Origin of the sequence: Chitinophaga sancti, from assembly GCF_034087045.1 — a bacterium.
In the GTDB taxonomy this organism is placed as follows: Bacteria; Bacteroidota; Bacteroidia; order Chitinophagales; family Chitinophagaceae; genus Chitinophaga; species Chitinophaga sancti_B.
In genome coordinates this window covers 8,123,108-8,139,382 of the sequence record NZ_CP139247.1, presented here as the reverse complement: position 1 = coordinate 8,139,382, position 16,275 = coordinate 8,123,108, and the positions used below count along the sequence as shown (strand labels likewise).

The 16,275-nt window shown below is 42.8% G+C and carries 11 protein-coding genes; 6 read left to right on the top strand and 5 right to left on the bottom strand.

What is annotated here, in order from left to right:
* Positions 1–10: 10 nt before the first annotated feature.
* Entirely contained in the window at positions 11–2,566 is a 2,556-nt protein-coding gene (locus SIO70_RS32600; protein ID WP_320578026.1) for a kelch repeat-containing protein, read from the bottom strand.
* 224 nt (positions 2,567–2,790) lie between these two features.
* On the opposite strand from SIO70_RS32600, the gene SIO70_RS32595 reads away from it, so the two are divergent.
* The 4 genes from SIO70_RS32595 to SIO70_RS32580 all read left to right on the top strand — a co-directional run bounded on the left by SIO70_RS32595 (position 2,791) and on the right by SIO70_RS32580 (position 11,059).
* On the top strand, positions 2,791–6,000 hold the full coding sequence (locus tag SIO70_RS32595) for a TonB-dependent receptor (protein WP_320578024.1): 3,210 nt from the start codon (positions 2,791–2,793) through the stop codon (positions 5,998–6,000).
* An 18-nt stretch (positions 6,001–6,018) separates the two neighbouring features.
* Entirely contained in the window at positions 6,019–7,842 is a 1,824-nt protein-coding gene (locus tag SIO70_RS32590) for a RagB/SusD family nutrient uptake outer membrane protein (protein WP_320578022.1), read from the top strand.
* 25 nt (positions 7,843–7,867) lie between these two features.
* Complete coding sequence (locus SIO70_RS32585) at positions 7,868–8,788, top strand: endonuclease/exonuclease/phosphatase family protein (RefSeq protein ID WP_320578020.1); 921 nt, start codon at positions 7,868–7,870, stop codon at positions 8,786–8,788.
* A 165-nt stretch (positions 8,789–8,953) separates the two neighbouring features.
* A complete protein-coding gene (locus SIO70_RS32580) occupies positions 8,954–11,059 on the top strand; it encodes a GH92 family glycosyl hydrolase (protein WP_320578018.1) in 2,106 nt (701 codons plus the stop codon).
* A gap of 691 nt (positions 11,060–11,750) precedes the next feature.
* Here SIO70_RS32580 and SIO70_RS32575 read toward each other — a convergent pair.
* Together SIO70_RS32575 and SIO70_RS32570 are read right to left on the bottom strand one after the other, a co-directional pair.
* A complete protein-coding gene (locus tag SIO70_RS32575; protein ID WP_320578016.1) occupies positions 11,751–12,731 on the bottom strand; it encodes a tetratricopeptide repeat protein in 981 nt (326 codons plus the stop codon).
* Between the two features lie 255 nt (positions 12,732–12,986).
* Entirely contained in the window at positions 12,987–13,418 is a 432-nt protein-coding gene (locus SIO70_RS32570; protein WP_320578014.1) for a MarR family winged helix-turn-helix transcriptional regulator, read from the bottom strand.
* 250 nt (positions 13,419–13,668) lie between these two features.
* Here SIO70_RS32570 and SIO70_RS32565 point away from each other — a divergent pair, with 250 nt between their 5' ends.
* Positions 13,669–14,943, top strand: a complete 1,275-nt coding sequence (locus SIO70_RS32565; protein ID WP_320578012.1) for an MFS transporter — start codon at positions 13,669–13,671, stop codon at positions 14,941–14,943.
* Positions 14,944–15,030: 87 nt separating this feature from the next.
* On the opposite strand, the gene SIO70_RS32560 is transcribed toward SIO70_RS32565, so the two are convergent.
* Positions 15,031–15,261 (bottom strand): helix-turn-helix transcriptional regulator, encoded by a 231-nt coding sequence (locus SIO70_RS32560; RefSeq protein WP_320578010.1) that lies wholly within the window; start codon positions 15,259–15,261, stop codon positions 15,031–15,033.
* A gap of 222 nt (positions 15,262–15,483) precedes the next feature.
* Between SIO70_RS32560 and SIO70_RS32555 the strand changes: the two genes are divergently transcribed.
* Positions 15,484–15,708: a hypothetical protein gene (locus tag SIO70_RS32555; RefSeq protein WP_320578008.1), complete on the top strand. Its 225-nt coding sequence runs from the start codon at positions 15,484–15,486 to the stop codon at positions 15,706–15,708.
* A gap of 95 nt (positions 15,709–15,803) precedes the next feature.
* Here the strand turns inward: SIO70_RS32555 and SIO70_RS32550 are convergent, their stop codons facing one another.
* The gene (locus SIO70_RS32550; RefSeq protein ID WP_320578006.1) at positions 15,804–16,169 is read right to left on the bottom strand and encodes a VOC family protein; all 366 of its coding nucleotides are present in this window, start codon (positions 16,167–16,169) and stop codon (positions 15,804–15,806) included.
* Positions 16,170–16,275: the final 106 nt, after the last annotated feature.

Below are 16,275 nucleotides of genomic sequence, written 5' to 3'. Positions count from 1 at the left end.
CAAAGATACATTAATCATTTACCATCACCGCCATATAATCTTTTTCAAATGGCTCCCCATATATCTGCTCATATTCGTTTTTGAAATTCCGGAATAAACTCCTCGCTGTTGCATGCTGGTGCATAGTTACCAGCGCCCTGCACTTGTACATCACCGCTTCCTCACAGAGGGAATCAAAATGCAGCATACTATCGCAGGTCTGTATAATCTGTTCCGGGTGTAACTGTTCTGCATGCTCATCCAGGTGCCTGGTAAAAATATTGAGCAGTTCTGTACCCAGGTCCGATTTAAATTTATCCAGCCAGCTATAATCTGTCTCCATCAGTAAGCCTCCCCTGCCACATACCTGTACCAGTTGTGCGATGTGGTGATCTTCCATTAACTGATGGCTATGCCGGATATCCACATATACACCCTCCTCAAATGTTAATTTCCATTTCCCGTTTTCCTTCGCTAAACTATAGTCGCCTAGTTTCTCAAGAATGTTTTTCAGCTTCACCATATTCACCGACCGGTTATTCTTTGCATCTTTTACTGATCGCCCTGTCCAGAGTATTTCATTAATCTTTTCGGAAGAAATACCTTTTCTGCCGAATGAGGAATGCAGGAATATTAATAAGAATAATTCTTTCACCAGCGGACTGAATAACTTGCTGATATCATTTCCTTCTTTATCGATGACGGTAAAATGTCCGAATAAATAAATCGATGCGTTTTTCTTTTCAACAGGTGCAGGGAGTTCAATGACCCTGAATACCGGGGCTTTTATGGGCGGTTCCGGTAAATGATAAATAGTGATCCTGGGGGCGGTCTGTTCCAGTTTCTTTCTCCACAGTGATAACCCGATTAATAAACTGGTTAATACCAGCAGACCCCATAACAGGTATTGGTAATTCTTAACTCCCACACCTTCGTCATGCATTAATAATACTGGTGGAAAAAGTATGGTGTTAATCTTTATTGTGGTGACGTTATTCTCTGGATTGTATAAAGTGACGGCGATTAATTCCTGTCCTCTTGCATAATAGTATAAAGCTGCGCTGGACTTAATATCATAAAACTGGTAAGGCAATTCATTGCCCAGTTTCTCATATGCAGGTTTATCAAGAGACCCTTTAATTAACTGCAATGCGGACGCCATCCTGTCATTCGCATAAGACAGTGCATAATAGGCACGTTCTTTTGTATCTATCACCATCGTATTCCCAAAGGCTATGGGCACCTCTGGTTTATCCAGCGTATAGATCTTTTTGAAGGTATGGGTCTTTACATCGAATAATAAAAGGTCGTAAAAATTTTCAGGGTTCAGGAGCTGATCGCCAGTAGCACTGCCGTGTCCACCGAGTATATAAGCCGAATCGCCTTTTTCAGTAGCGCCCAGTGCTGCCATATATCTTGGTGCAAATTTATCGCCCTTTGCAACGACTGTTTTCCACTGATCATCTGCGGTGCTATACTTTTGTACTTCGGCTGTGTAATGATAATGTCCATAACCACCAAAGATGTATAAGCTGCTATCGTAGGGTGAATAAAAATGACTGTGCTGCCAGAATCCTGTTACTTTATTTCCTTCAACAGGATTACTCCATGTATGTTGTGTATTATCAAACCGGGCTACCTGTTGCTCATCTACAAAGTAATTCAGGAGTTGATGTCGTTTTGTATCAAATTCAGTCACATTGCCAGCTGGCAATATGCTGGATTGTGCCAGTGGTACTGCACTGAGTTTATTTCCATTACAGGTGAACTGATAGAGGGAATCACTACCTGTTATATATAATATGCCATTTTCTTTATCGAATGTTACGCCAGCGTTACCATTTACAGTAATTGTTTGCCGGGTATTCCATTCACTATATGCTTTTGCAAGCCAGATAGGATGTTCGATTACTGCTTTGCTATGACTGATCAGATCAAATTCCTTTTCTCCATCATGCTGTCGTAATGGCCAGTGGTATTGGGTTTTGCCGGCCTGTGCAATCTGTATGTCGCGCAGTCGCATGGTAGGCAGGTCAAATGTATTGCATTGTTTATAATGATTTGCACCAAAGAAGATGCGCAAATGGTTTCCTAAAGAAGCAGGCATAGTAGTGCTTCCCGCCAGTTGGCCGTTAATTTTTAATGTCGTAATACGCGTAGCCTGGTTGAATGAAAACTGCAGGTGATACCATTTTCCTACCACTTCTGATGGAGGGAATTTGAAAAGAATACCTGTGTATTCATCGCCGGATACGAGATTAATGGACTGTGTCTGGTTACTATATATAAGGTCTGTATTTTGTCCCAGTTCATTAGTGATTCTAAAAATGTAACCGAAATAAGAATCATATCCCGGTGCAAATGAGAGATCAAATGAAAGGTCGCAATCGTCCTTTACAGTAAGCGGGTTGTCTGGAAAAAGATTCAATGAAGTACGTAACTCCTGTGCAATTTTTTTACCTGCAAACTCAAGCCCATACACATCTTGCGCATATAAACCACATGGCAATAATGCGAACAGCGACAACAGAATAGTAGTAATAAATAGATGGTTTTTTACTACATCAGAAGAGGTAAGCCCTGGCATACTCCGATTGGCTTTTTTAAATAACGTGGCAAATTACTTTTTGGTTGTCTATTAAATGCAAAAGGAACGTTAAGTTAACTTTAAATATCCTGCTGCGTTAACTGAAAATAATTAATTAATCCGGAGAATCATAATTTTTTCTGATTAATGACCACGTTAATCTCTAATTAACCGCCCTGTTCACCCCTGAATTCTTCTTTTGCAGTACAAAAAAAATACTCCTCATGAAAAGATGGTTATGCATCCTTCTATTTACATGTTGCGTGCTGAACACATATGCACAGTCGCGTATCGTGAAAGGCCGGGTGACTGACGAAAACGGGCAACCGATTATTGGTGCAACAGTAAAAGTACTGGGCACTGCTATCGGGGCTGGTACTGACGAGAAAGGTCAATTCAGTCTGAATGCAACAGAAAATCCAACTTTGGTAATCAGTTCCATCGGCTTTTTGTCCGACACCGTACAGGTACCTGCACAAGGTGATGTTCGTGTAGCGATGAAAAGTAATGTATCATCCCTCAATGACGTAGTTGTAGTGGGTTATGGTACACAGAAAAAAATAAACCTGACAGGTGCTGTAACACAGGTAACTGGCAAGGTGTTGGAAAACCGCCCTATTCCAAACCTCAGCCAGGGGCTGCAAGGTGTAATCCCTAACCTGAACCTGACTATGGGCGATGGTAAACCTATCCAGTCACCAGCTTACAATATCCGTGGTACGACCTCTATTGGCCAGGGTGGTAATGCACTGGTACTGATCGATGGGGTGGAAGGCGACCCAAGCATGCTGAACCCATCTGATGTAGCCAGCATCAGTGTGCTGAAAGATGCATCTTCCGCTGCGGTATATGGTGCAAGAGCTGCCTTCGGGGTTGTGCTCATCACCACCAAAACACCTTCTAAAGATAAGGTGACTGTGACCTACTCTTCCAACTATTCCAGCAAAAAACCTACTACTGTACCTGATATGGTATCTAACGGGTATCAATATGCAACGGGCTTCAGCGATGCATGGTCTGCGTGGAACGATTATGCACAGACTCCTCAGAATATCAACAAAACCCAGAAGTTCTCTGCAGCTTACCTGGCAGCGTTGAAAGAACATAACGACAATCCTGCCCTGTCTAAAACAGAGCTGGACGGGAATGGTAACTATGTATATTATGGTAATACTGACTGGTATGACTTATTATATAAGAACCATACTTCAGCAATGGACCAGAATCTCTCTGTTTCTGGTAGCAGCGGTAAGGCCTCTTATTATATTACCGGTCGTTACTATGGTCAGGACGGTCTCTTCCGTTTTAATTCTGACGATTACAAAATGTATAACATGCGTGCCAAGGGTACAATTCAACTGACCCCATGGTTGCAGATATATAATAATACAGAATACGCCAACCGCTCTTACCACAACCCACTGAACGTAGGTGAAGGGGGCGGTATTTTCAGAAACATGGCGGATGAGGCACACCCTACTTCCATGCTGCTGAACCCGGATGGTACCCTGACCTATTCAGCAGCTTATACAGTAGGCGACTTCTATTATGGTAAGAATGGCATCAACCTGTATCGCCAGATGTTCAGAAATACCACTGGTTTTACTGCCAATATTTATAAAAATAAACTCCGCATCAATGGTAACGTAACCTGGCAGAACATCACTGACGATCAGAAGAGAAGAAGAGTACAGGTTCCTTATAGTGCTGCACCTGGTGTAACTGCCTATGTAGGTACTGGCTATAATGACCTGATGAATTCCGATTCATCTACCAAATACCTCGCTACAAACCTGTATGCAGAGTACGAAACTAACATTGGCCCTAACCATTACTTCAAGGCAATGGCAGGTTTCAACTATGAACAATCTACCGGTAGCGGTTTCTCCCTCACCAGAAATGGCCTGATTTATAGCGATGCAAATGATATGAACCTGGCACTGGGTAGCAATATCTCTACTGCCGGTGGTTATGAGAAGTGGGCGATCCAGGGTGAGTTCTTCCGTTTGAACTATGCCTTCAAAGAGCGTTACCTGTTAGAAGTAAATGGTCGTTACGATGGTAGTTCCAAGTTCCCTACCAACCAGCGTTATGCGTTCTTCCCATCTGTATCCGGTGGTTGGAGAGTGTCTAGAGAAGCATTCTGGAAAGTACCTGCTAAAGCGATCTCTGACCTGAAACTGCGTGGTTCATGGGGTTCACTGGGTAATGGTAACATCAACTCTTATGCATTCCAGGAAAAATTTGCAATCACACAGAGCGGTCGTGTCATCAATGGTGTAAGGCCGCAGCAAACCGGTCAGCCTTCTGTGATTCCGAATGGTCTCACATGGGAAACGTCTACCACCCGCAATATTGGCCTGGATCTGTCTGCACTGAACGATCACCTGACTTTCAGCGGTGATATGTATACCCGTGTGACTACCGACATGTTCACCGTAGGTCAGACACTGCCTGCAGTATTCGGTACAGATGTTCCAAAAGGTAACTATGCAGACCTGAAGACGAAAGGATGGGAAATTTCCCTGACCTGGAGAGATCAATTCAATGTAGCAGAGAAACCACTCCACTATTCAGTTACAGCTAATCTCGCCGACTATACAGCAACAATTACTAAATATAATAACACCAACAACAAGCTGACTGACTACTACGCAGGTCAGAAGTATGGTGAAATCTGGGGTTATGAAAACGATGGTTACTGGACTGCGGACAACGTAGGGAAGGCTGCTGCTTCACAGGCACTGTTCAAAGCATCTACCAGTGGTCAGTGGCTGCCAGGTGATATTAAATTCAAAGACCTGAATGGAGATGGTGTGATCAACAACGGTACAAACACGACAGGTAATCCTGGTGATATGAAAGTGATTGGTAACTCAACTCCACGCTATACTTATGGTGTAGGTGTGAATGCAGACTGGAACAATTTCTTCTTTGGTGTATTCTTCCAGGGTGTAGGAAAACAAGACTGGTGGCCTGGTAACGAGAACGATGTATTCTGGGGTCAGTACAACAGGCCTTATAACTATATGCCTAAATCACAGGTAGGTAAGATCTGGTCAGCAGAGAATCCAAATACTTACTTCCCACGCTATCGTGGTTATGTAGCACAGAATGGTTCGGGTGAACTGTATGCTAAGCAGACCAAGTACCTGCAGAATGTAAGATACCTGCGTATGAAGAATATACAGGTGGGTTATAGTCTGCCAAAGACACTGGTGTCAAGGGCAAAACTGCAGAGTGCAAAAGTATACCTGTCAGCAGAGAACCTGTTCTCCTGGTCTCCGCTGTATAAGGTTACCAAAGACCTGGATGTGGAAAGCATTGGTCGTTCCGACATGATCACCAACCCGAATCCTACAGACAATGCGGGTAACGGTAACAACTATCCGATTCTGAAGAGCTTCACATTAGGTTTAAACATTACCCTGTAAAAAATAAAAAAAAGCAACATGCAACAATATATTACCCGGTTGAAATGGACCTCGATGGCGCTGGTGTTGTGGGTACTGGCAGGCAGCTGTTCGAAAGAACTGGAACAGCGTCCTGTATCCACTGCAGACAGAGATGCGATCTTCGGAAACGAAGCCGGTCTGAAATTATACGCCAATTCATTTTACGATGTACTGCCTGCTATGGGCGATGTGTTCAGAGGCGATGCAATGGCAGATTACAGTGCGGTGAATGCTGTTCCTGATTTTCTTCGTGACGGTGCTTACAACTCCCGTGTACAGGCGGAAATTGACAACTGGAAATGGACCAAACTGCGTAACATCAACTATTTCCTGGCGAACAATACCAACCCTGCAGTAGGGCAGACGATTCGTGAAAACTATAATGGTCTGGCGCGTTTTTTCCGTGCCTGGTTCTACTTTGATAAAGTAAAGCGTTATGGTGATGTGCCCTGGATCGGTACCCCAATGGGTATTGCAGACAGTTCACTGTATGCAGCACGCGACAGCCGTAAACTGGTAATGGATTCTATCATAGCTGACCTGGATTATGCAGCCGCGCATATCTCGCTGAATACTGATGCAACAGCCAGCCAGATCACTAAGTATACAGCGTATGCACTGAAATCACGTGTATGTCTTTTCGAAGGTACTTTCAGAAAATACCATACTTCTCTGGGGCTTACAGCTGATGCGCCTGCTTTATTGCAGGCAGCGGCCGATGCGGCAAAGGTAGTGATGGATCAGGGTAGTTTTAGCCTGAATCAGGCAGGTGGCACCAGTGGATCTTACCGTCAGCTGTTCATCAGTGCATCGCCTGTAACGACAGAAGTCATGTTGTCTAACGTAGCCAGCAGTACCCTGTCTGTCTTCAACGATGCAAACTGGTATTACACCAGTGCTACATATGGGGTGCGCCTGAGTTTAACACGTAAGTTTATCAACACTTACCTGAACATTGATGGTACCCCTTTCACCAGTGTGAGCGGTTATGAAACCAAACCATTTGTAGAAGAAACAAAGAACAGGGACCTGCGCCTGTCACAGACTATTCGCATGGGTAGTTACACCCGTACCGATAATGGAAAAACAGTTGCTGCTCCGCCGGTATTTTCTTATACTTACACCGGGTATATGCCTAAAAAATGGTGTCTGGATGATACCTATTATGACGGAGGGTCCAACAATACGAATTCCATTTGTATCATGCGTTATGCAGAAATACTGTTGAACTATGCGGAAGCCAAAGCTGAACTGGGTACACTGACTGATGCCGATTGGGCAGGTACAGTAGGTGCGCTGAGGGCAAGAGCTGGTATTACCAGTGGTATTACTACAAAACCAACAGTGGCTGATCAGTATTTAGTTACAAACTATTTTAACAAAGGTGGTGATCCTACCGATCCTTCTATCCTGGAGATCAGAAGAGAGCGTGGTATAGAGCTGGTGCTGGAAGGTTTCCGTTTCTATGACCTGGTAAGATGGAATGATGGTGAACTGCTTGTACAGCAGTGGAATGGTATGTATGTACCAGCGCTGGATGTGCCAATGGACCTGAACGGTGATGGGGTGAACGATGTATGTTTCTACCAGACATTGCCTGCTACACAGGTGAGGGGTGTGACTTACATTAGTGTAGCGCCTACCGTAAACGGGGTAACGAATCCTACACAGTTGTCTCATGGTACGTATGGAGAGATCAAATGGCTGGATAACATTTCCAGGGTAACCTGGGCAGACTTCCGCTACCTGTATCCATTACCATACACAGAACTGCAGCTGAACACAAAGCTGGTGCAGAATGTAGGGTGGGAGAATTTGTAATTATTATTTCATAAAATAGATGCAGATGAAAAAATGGTTCTTAATGATGGTTGGCTTTGCCGTAATGACCACCGCTGTGATGGCACAGCAATTTACGGTAGGCACTTACAACATGCGCAACAATAACCATGACAATGGTGATGTAGAGCGCGGCGATGGATGGCAACAACGGTACCCGGTGATCACGTCGTTAATTCGTTTTCACGGGTTTGATATCTTCGGCACACAGGAGTGTCTGAAAGATCAGCTGGAAAATATCAAAGACAGTTTGCCCGGTTATGCTTACATCGGTGTAGGTCGTGATGATGGAAAAGATAAAGGAGAACATTCTGCTATCTTCTATAATACCGCGAAATTTAAACTGCTGGAAAAGGGAGATTTCTGGATGTCTACAGTGACAGACAAGCCTAATAAAGGATGGGATGCCGTGTTGCCAAGAATTTGTTCATGGGGTAAATTCAAAGAAATCAAAACCGGTTTTACTTTCTTTTTCTTCAACCTGCACATGGATCATATTGGTGTAGTAGCGAGAGCAGAGAGTGCAAAGCTGGTAATGTCGAAGATTAAGACAATGGCGGGTAATACACCGACTATCCTGACAGGTGATTTCAACGTAGATCAAACCAATGAATCTTACCAGCTGATCAATAATTCAGGCTTACTGAAAGATGCATATGAAACCACTGCTTTACGTTATGCGCTGAACGGTACGTTTAATGCATTCAAACCTAATAGTAAGACTGACAGCCGTATCGATCACATCTTCCTGACCAAACAGTTCAAAGTGCAGAAGTATGGTATACTGACAGATACTTATCGCAGTAAAGATGCAAATGCATCAAAGACTGATTCCGGCAACTTCCCGAAAGAAGTGGGTTTGGAAAAGTATACTGCGAGAGAGCCATCAGATCACTTCCCTGTAATGGCGGTAATTAGCTTAAAATAATTTTCTACTATCCTGCGGAAACCCAGAGGCCGTATCAACAATAAGATACGGCCTCATTTTTTTCGGGTACCTATGGGAATAGGTAGTCCTTTAAGCAATTTGGAGGAGGTTTATTAATTCCTGGTATACCCTCTTTTTTTGTCTTATTAAATCAATAAAAATTTTGTGCGACCTGCTGTACTTATTCCACTATTACTGCTGTGTTGTTGCCGCCCGGCAGCGCCTGCAGGAAATGAACAATATATAGACCCAACGATTGGTAATATCTCACCGTTATTACAAACAACTAAACCACAATTGCATCGACCTAACCAGATGATCAGGGTGTATCCTATCCGAAAGGATTATACCGATGATCAGATCACTGCATTTCCCTTACAGGTAGTAGGGCATAATGCAGGAGAGGTATTTTGTATAAAACCTGTAACAGATAGTACGGGATGGGAAAGGAAACAGCTGTATGATCATGAGCAGGAAGAGATTCATCCATGGTATTATCGTAACTGGCTGGTTGAAGATCAGATACAGGTAGAATATGCGCCCGGTCGAAAATGCGGTATGTACAGGTTTACGTATCCTGCACATGGAGCACATCGCGTATTGTTATCACCTGTGGATAACTGGGTGCTGAATGGGAATGGAGAGATAACAGGAACGAGTTTATATCATGGTGATACGAAAGTGTATTTATATGGGCAGTTTGACACGCCTTACGATGCTTCGTTAACTTTTAAAGATAGTGTTGTGTCATTGCGATATGCCATCTCTTATATCAGTGTGGCTGCAGCGAAAGTGAGCTTTGAACAGGAGTTGGCCGGGAAAGGATTTAATGAAATAAAAAAATCGGCGGAGGCAGCATGGCGCCGTGTGATGAACCAGGTTAGTGTAGAAGGTGGTACAGCAGCACAGCGGCGTTCGTTTTTTACAGCGTTGTACAGGTTTCATGAGCGCATGGTGAATATCAGTGAAGAAGGTGCTTATTACAGTGGTTTCGATAAACAGGTGCATGCAGATGTGCGGCCTTTTTATGTGGATGATGCAACGTGGGATACTTACCAGGCCATGCATCCATTGAGAATGATATTGCATCCGCACCAGGAAGAAGATATGTTAGCATCTTATGTACGGATGTATGAGCAGAGTGGATGGATGCCTACATTTCCGAGAGTATATGGGGATCATCCGTGTATGAATGGGTTTCATTCTACGATAGTATTTTTGGATGCATATAGAAAAGGATTGCATATTCCGGAAATGGAGAAAGCATATGAGGGGATGAAGAAGAATGCATTGCGGGCGACGATGTTGCCGTGGAGAAATGGAGGGCTAACGCCGTTGGATATATTTTATGCACAGCATGGTTATTATCCGGCATTAAAGCCTGGTGAGCGGGAAACAGTGGCAGCTGTAGATACATTTGAAAAAAGACAGGCAGTGGCGGTCACGTTAGGGCATAGTTATGACGACTGGGCATTGGGTGAACTGGCGAAAGAATTGAAGCATGCCGATGATGCGGAGTTTTTTAACGTGCGGTCAAGGGCTTATTTGAATTTGTGGAATGGGGAGAAAGGGTTTTTCATGCCAAAGGATAAACAGCATGATTGGATAGATATAGATCCGGGATGGGATGGAGGACCTGGGGGCAGGGATTATTATGATGAGAATAATGGCTGGACGTACCAGTGGCAGGTAGCATTTAATATTCCTGCATTGATTGAGATGATGGGAGGGAAGCAGGGATTTGAGCGAAGGCTGGATACCTTGTTTCATGCGGGTCTGGGCAGACAGCGGTACCAGTTTTGGGCGAAGTTTCCGGATGCGACGGGGTTAGTAGGGCAGTTTTCGATGGGGAATGAGCCGGGTTTTCATATTCCGTACTTATATAATTATATAGGGAAGGGGTGGAAAACGCAAAGGATGATACGTTCATTGCTGGATATATGGTTCAAAGACAATGAGTTTGGGATACCGGGAGACGAAGATGGGGGAGGAATGAGTGCGTTTGTAGTGTTTTCATCGATGGGGTTTTATCCTGTCACGGCGGGGGAGCCTGTGTATACCATTGGTAGTCCTGTATTTAGTAAAGTGGTGGTGCATTTGGAGAATGGGAAGGATTTTACAATGGTGGCACATAATTGTTCAGTGGTGAACAAATATGTACAGGGGGTGAAGATGAATGGGAAGGAGCGGAAGGATTTGTTTTTTACACACGGGGAGTTAATGGCTGGTGGGGTATTGGAATTAGAGATGGGTGATAAGCCGCATTTCTAGCGTACATTTCTACATTCAGCTTGCATTTCCAGGCCGCCCGTAGGGCTATATCCGACAGAGAGGTTTCACCGAAGGGGAGAAACCTCTCTGTCGTTTTTAAGTACCAGTACTCAGGTTCCAGAAAGTAAAAAAATAATATCCTTCTGGAATCATGTTGATACCCAGTTACTTGTTACGTAATAATAAAAATTGCAATATAAATCTCGTTTGTTGCACAGGTTTTATCAAACTAATCCCCCATACATTGCGTATATTTTGAATGTATTTATACGCTCATTTTTAGTTTACCTATGATACACTTACAAGATAGCACTGTCTACGTAGCAATCTTTGGAATTTTTGTTTCCTTGATTGTTTTTTTATTGACACGACATTTCTTTTCCCGACATGGCAAGACTGACTACATTAAGAAGTTGGAAATTGCCAATAACGAAATGTTGTATTCCATCAGACCGTTGCTGGTAGAAAAAAAGGTTCCCTCAAAAGAGATCTTAATGGCCGTAAGATTTTCGACCGCTAAAAAGTACGGTGTCGAACAAAATGATCTTTATGATGAATTCTCTCTAACCAGCGATTTAATCAATGAAACGATAGCTAACTCGTTCCTTACATCGGATCAGAAGTTAGAGTTCTGCAATCTTTTACAATCAATTAAGTAAAAGAACGTCGTGTAAACCACTTTTAAAGGTCCTTAAGATTTTTTCTTAGGGGCCTTTTTGTTTGTGGAGGTGGCGGCTGGTTTCTTTGCTGTTGCAGTTGATTTTGTTTTCGCAGCAGAATTTGTAGCAGCTGGTTTTCTCGTTAATCTTTTCAGTTCTTTATTAGCGAGTTCTTTTGCTTCGGTGTCCCCAAATTTCAATGCCTGTTCGTAGTACTTCACGGCATTGGTGGTATCTTTCTTTTTATTGTAGATATTCGCGATGTTGTTGAGTACGATAAAGTCTTTCGGCTCTATAGCACTTGCTTTCAGGAAGTATCTCAGTGCCATATTAAGATCTCCTTTCATGGTATAGACGATACCGAGATCTGACAGACTTTCCACATGTTTAGGATAGTATTTCAGTACGGTTTCGGCGATTTCCTTCATGTTATCCGCCTGGCTTTTGCCGGAGTTGTAGATGGTGGCTACATATTCCTGGATGGCGCTGAGCATGAAATCTTCAGGTTTGTCCAGCAATTTGTTGTCAGTCCATTTCCATTTGTTCTGGATGGTGGTGGAGTAATTTAATACGTTGACCAGTTCCTGCGTGAGGGCAGCATATTTGTACGTTTCGCCCAGCATATATACTTTACCGAAGCGCATATCGAGGCGGTCGGGGTACTTGGCGATGCCGGCGTTGATGTATTTGAAACCTTTACCGAGTGGTTCAGCTCTGTAACCGATTTCGCTGGTATATCCTGTTTGCTTTTTGGCTTTGGGTTTTGTATCAGCGTCAGGGTGGGTTACTTTGGTAACAATTTCAGTTTTACTCCTGCTTACGTAGAAATTGAAATAGGCAATGTACAATTCTGCATCGTTAGGACGGCCTTTTTCCCACTTTTCTAACAATTTCTTTTGTTTTGCCGTATCCCCCTGTTCACATAATTTTTCGAACTCCTGTTTGTAATTCTGAGCCAGAATGGAAGTGGTGGACAAAGAGCATAATAGAAGAAGCGTAAATAAATGTTTCATAGTCATCATAGGATCTAGGATCGGATAAATAATCAAGCTAAACTTCTGCACAGGGGTTCCTGGAAACAGATGGAATAACATTGTATTACTACAATCTGACATTTGCTGACTTATGCCCATGTCAATTTAGACACTAAAGTATCTGATTGCCTGTAATTTCTGATTTAAACTATTGATTATACAAATATAAGTATATTATAACGTATAGGACATTTATAATTTTATTTTTGGATAGGGCTGCTTATTAAGTGGTCGTTATCCGTTGTATTCGGCTAATCGTTGGAGGAGGGGAAGGAATGCTTCGATGAGTGCAAGCTCTTCTGTGGAGAAGAGGTTGTCCATTGCTTTTACGAGCCATTCTTCCTTAATCCGGCGGTTTTCGTCGAGGTGTTGTTTACCGCTTTCTGTGAGGGAGATAAGGATTTTTCTTTTATCTGACTCGTCGGTGGTGCGTGCAACGACGCCTACTTCAACTAATCTATTGATAATCTGTGAAATAGCTTGTGCAGAGATGCGTTCCAGGTCTGCAAGGGCAGATGGAAGCATGCTACCGTGTTGGTCCAGTAAGCCCATGGTAAGGAGTTCGGCATTGGAGAATGCGGAGGAGATGTTTTGTTTTCGCAGTTGCCTGTTGAGGCGAGTGACGGTGCTGCGCAAGGAGGCAGCTACCTCATAGGTTTTAGACATTTGACAAAGGTACTTTAGTTTTTTTGAATTTCCAGCCAGGGGATATTCTCATTTATGGAGGTCCAGGCTATTGGCAGGAAATGGAAGAAATCACTCTTTTCCAATCAATTTTGATTCATTTTACGCCATATCAGACCTTATTTGGCCCCGGTTTACCATTGTTTACGATTCAGTTTTAACTTTTACGTGAAATAGAATTCCTTAAAAAGTTGTAATTTCGTAAAGTAACTTTATCAATTTAGTTTAGCATATGAGGATAGCAAGGTCATTTTTAAGCAATTCATCTATATTTCGTTCACTTAAACACAAGAACTTCAGATTACACTTCACAGGTCAATCCGTTTCCCTCATCGGTACCTGGATGCAAAGAGTTGCCATCAGCTGGTTAGTATACCGGATCACGGGCTCTACCTTTTTATTAGGATTGGTTACCTTTTTAAGTTTAATCCCTTCTCTCGTGCTTGCTCCTTATGCAGGGAGTTTTATAGACAGACATGATAAATACAAAATTGTGTTCATTACCCAGATCGGTCTGATGGTACAGGCAGGGATTCTGGCGCTGATTGTCTGGTTGAGCTATTATAATATTATGATGATTGCGACCCTGAGCCTGGCGCAGGGGATTATAAATACATTCGATACCACGGCTCGTCAGTCACTGATGGTTGACCTGGTAGAGGATAAGGAAGATTTGCCCAATGCCATAGCATTGAACTCTTCAGCATTTAATGCAGCGAGGTTAGTAGGACCCGCATTTGCCGGTTTTATACTGAGTGCTTTTGGTGAGGACATTTGTTTCCTGATTAACTTTTTGAGTTTCTTTTTTGTAATCGGATGTTTGTTGCAGATGAAACTGAAAATTAAACAGCAGGAGAAATCAGAAGAAAATATCTGGGCTGATTTGAAGAAGGGATATGATTACTTGCGTGAATCACCTGATTTATCTTCATTGATATTGATGCTGGCAGCATCCAGTTTGCTGGTGATTCCATATACTACTTTATTACCTGCAATTGCAAAAGATGTGTTTCATGGTAATGCCACAACGTTTAGCTGGTTTGAAAGTGCAGCGGGATTAGGTGCATTGTTTGGAGCTATTTATATGGCGATGTTAAGACCGGGTAGGGATCTGAATCAGTTGACTATTATATCCAGTATTTTATTTGCTGTAGCGGTCGTGTGTTTAGGATTCTCTTCTCAGATCTGGCTGGCATTGATTGCAACAGGTTTTACAGGTGCAGGTTTGATGGTGCAGAACTCTGCGATCAATACATATTTGCAGACACATGCATCTTCTGAAATGAGAGCAAGGACATTGAGTTATTACATCATGGCGTATCAGGGTGTGTTGCCGATTGGTAGTTTGATAATGGGGAGTTTGGCAGAAAGATTAGGCGTGAGTGCAGTGGTATTTGCAGAGGGTGTAGCAGGTATATTGATTGTGATTGGATTTATATTGCATCAGCGGAAACTGCATGATGGAGAGTGGATGAGGTCAATGAATCCATTGCGATTCAAACATTGATAAGATGTTGTTTCGATTAAGCGTGTTGCCTATGGCATGTATAACTTATGATGATTTTTTATGCTTGAATAAAATTCAAAATATACATTAAGGAAAAGAAACGAGTAACAACTGTGACGGATGCATATCCAACCCTTTCGCCAATTTATATAATGTAGTAAAGCTTAGATTTTTCTTCCCGTTTTCGATTCTTGAAATATCTCCCTGATTTACGCCACTGCTCACTTCCAGGTCAAGTAACGTAAGCTGCTTTTCCTTCCGGAGTTGCCGGAGATTGTTGCCGAATACGAGTAATATTTTTACCTGATCAGGAGCCATTTTCTTGTGGCGTCCAAGTTGGGCTAAATGAGCAAAATATTTATTGGTCGATCACCCAAGATTTGAGAAAAAGATTTACATTCGACCAAATTTTATGGTGAATTTTCGAGGGAGCTACAACAATTTGATAGTAGCCCGATCAATTCAGGCATGTTAAGACCAAAACCACACTTACAGGTTCTAAATGACACCCCATTCCTATATCGTTAATGTAATAGTATTATGACAGGACGCAAAATCACGATTGATAGCGCTGTTATTTATATGCGAAAATTGCAGGGCACTTCGCATATGCGTATACGCTTCAAGGAAGATGAGTTTTTATTGTTAAGACACAAAGGTCAGGCGCCTACATTTGAAACAAAGCCGGATTTACCTGAGGAAGCATTGGGTAAAATAATCTGGGCGGTATCACATTATTTCCCGCTTAGAGAGCGGGAGAGGTAGGCTGGACCAGTTTATTTTTTTCTGATTGGAAAGTGGAGTGGGTAGATTGGACCATTCAATTTTTTTACTTAGAATGGGTCATTCAATTTTTCTACTTAAAGAGCGGAAGAGGTAGACTGAACTAATTCAATTTTTCGGCCGTCGAGATCTGCAATGACGGCGGTGTAGCCCCAGGGGGTGTCTGCTCCTGGTGTCACCAATTTTCCTCCTAATGATAATATGGATTGCACAATGATATCGGGGTTCTCAACTGAGAAGCCAAGGCGGGTACTTGCGTCAGGAATGGTTTGAGATTTTAAGAGCGGGTAGATTTCTAAAGTGGGAGTGGTGCCTTTGCTGGCATAGTGCATAGGGCCGTTTCCATGTTGGTGGTATTCGAATTCAAATCCGAGGGCGGTGTAAAACTGAGCCTGTTCGTGTAGTTTGTTGGTGCGAATGACGATGAGGTTGCAGGAGATCATAGCATAAAGATAAAAATAAGCCAAGGAATTTATGCAGCTTCCTGCTGCCCGGATTCATTGACCGGCCAGGATAAAACCGGCTGCCGATTTTATCCTGGTATTATTT

Excerpts from the sequence above, each read along its gene's own strand:
- SIO70_RS32600 (WP_320578026.1), bottom strand. The coding sequence starts at position 2,566 with ATGCCAGGGCTTACCTCTTCTGATGTAGTAAAAAACCATCTATTTATT.
- SIO70_RS32595 (WP_320578024.1), top strand. The coding sequence starts at position 2,791 with ATGAAAAGATGGTTATGCATCCTTCTATTTACATGTTGCGTGCTGAAC.
- SIO70_RS32590 (WP_320578022.1), top strand. The coding sequence starts at position 6,019 with ATGCAACAATATATTACCCGGTTGAAATGGACCTCGATGGCGCTGGTG.
- SIO70_RS32585 (WP_320578020.1), top strand. The coding sequence starts at position 7,868 with ATGAAAAAATGGTTCTTAATGATGGTTGGCTTTGCCGTAATGACCACC.
- SIO70_RS32575 (WP_320578016.1), bottom strand. The coding sequence starts at position 12,731 with ATGAAACATTTATTTACGCTTCTTCTATTATGCTCTTTGTCCACCACT.
- SIO70_RS32570 (WP_320578014.1), bottom strand. The coding sequence starts at position 13,418 with ATGTCTAAAACCTATGAGGTAGCTGCCTCCTTGCGCAGCACCGTCACT.
- SIO70_RS32565 (WP_320578012.1), top strand. The coding sequence starts at position 13,669 with ATGAGGATAGCAAGGTCATTTTTAAGCAATTCATCTATATTTCGTTCA.
- SIO70_RS32560 (WP_320578010.1), bottom strand. The coding sequence starts at position 15,261 with ATGGCTCCTGATCAGGTAAAAATATTACTCGTATTCGGCAACAATCTC.
- SIO70_RS32555 (WP_320578008.1), top strand. The coding sequence starts at position 15,484 with ATGACAGGACGCAAAATCACGATTGATAGCGCTGTTATTTATATGCGA.
- SIO70_RS32550 (WP_320578006.1), bottom strand. The coding sequence starts at position 16,169 with ATGATCTCCTGCAACCTCATCGTCATTCGCACCAACAAACTACACGAA.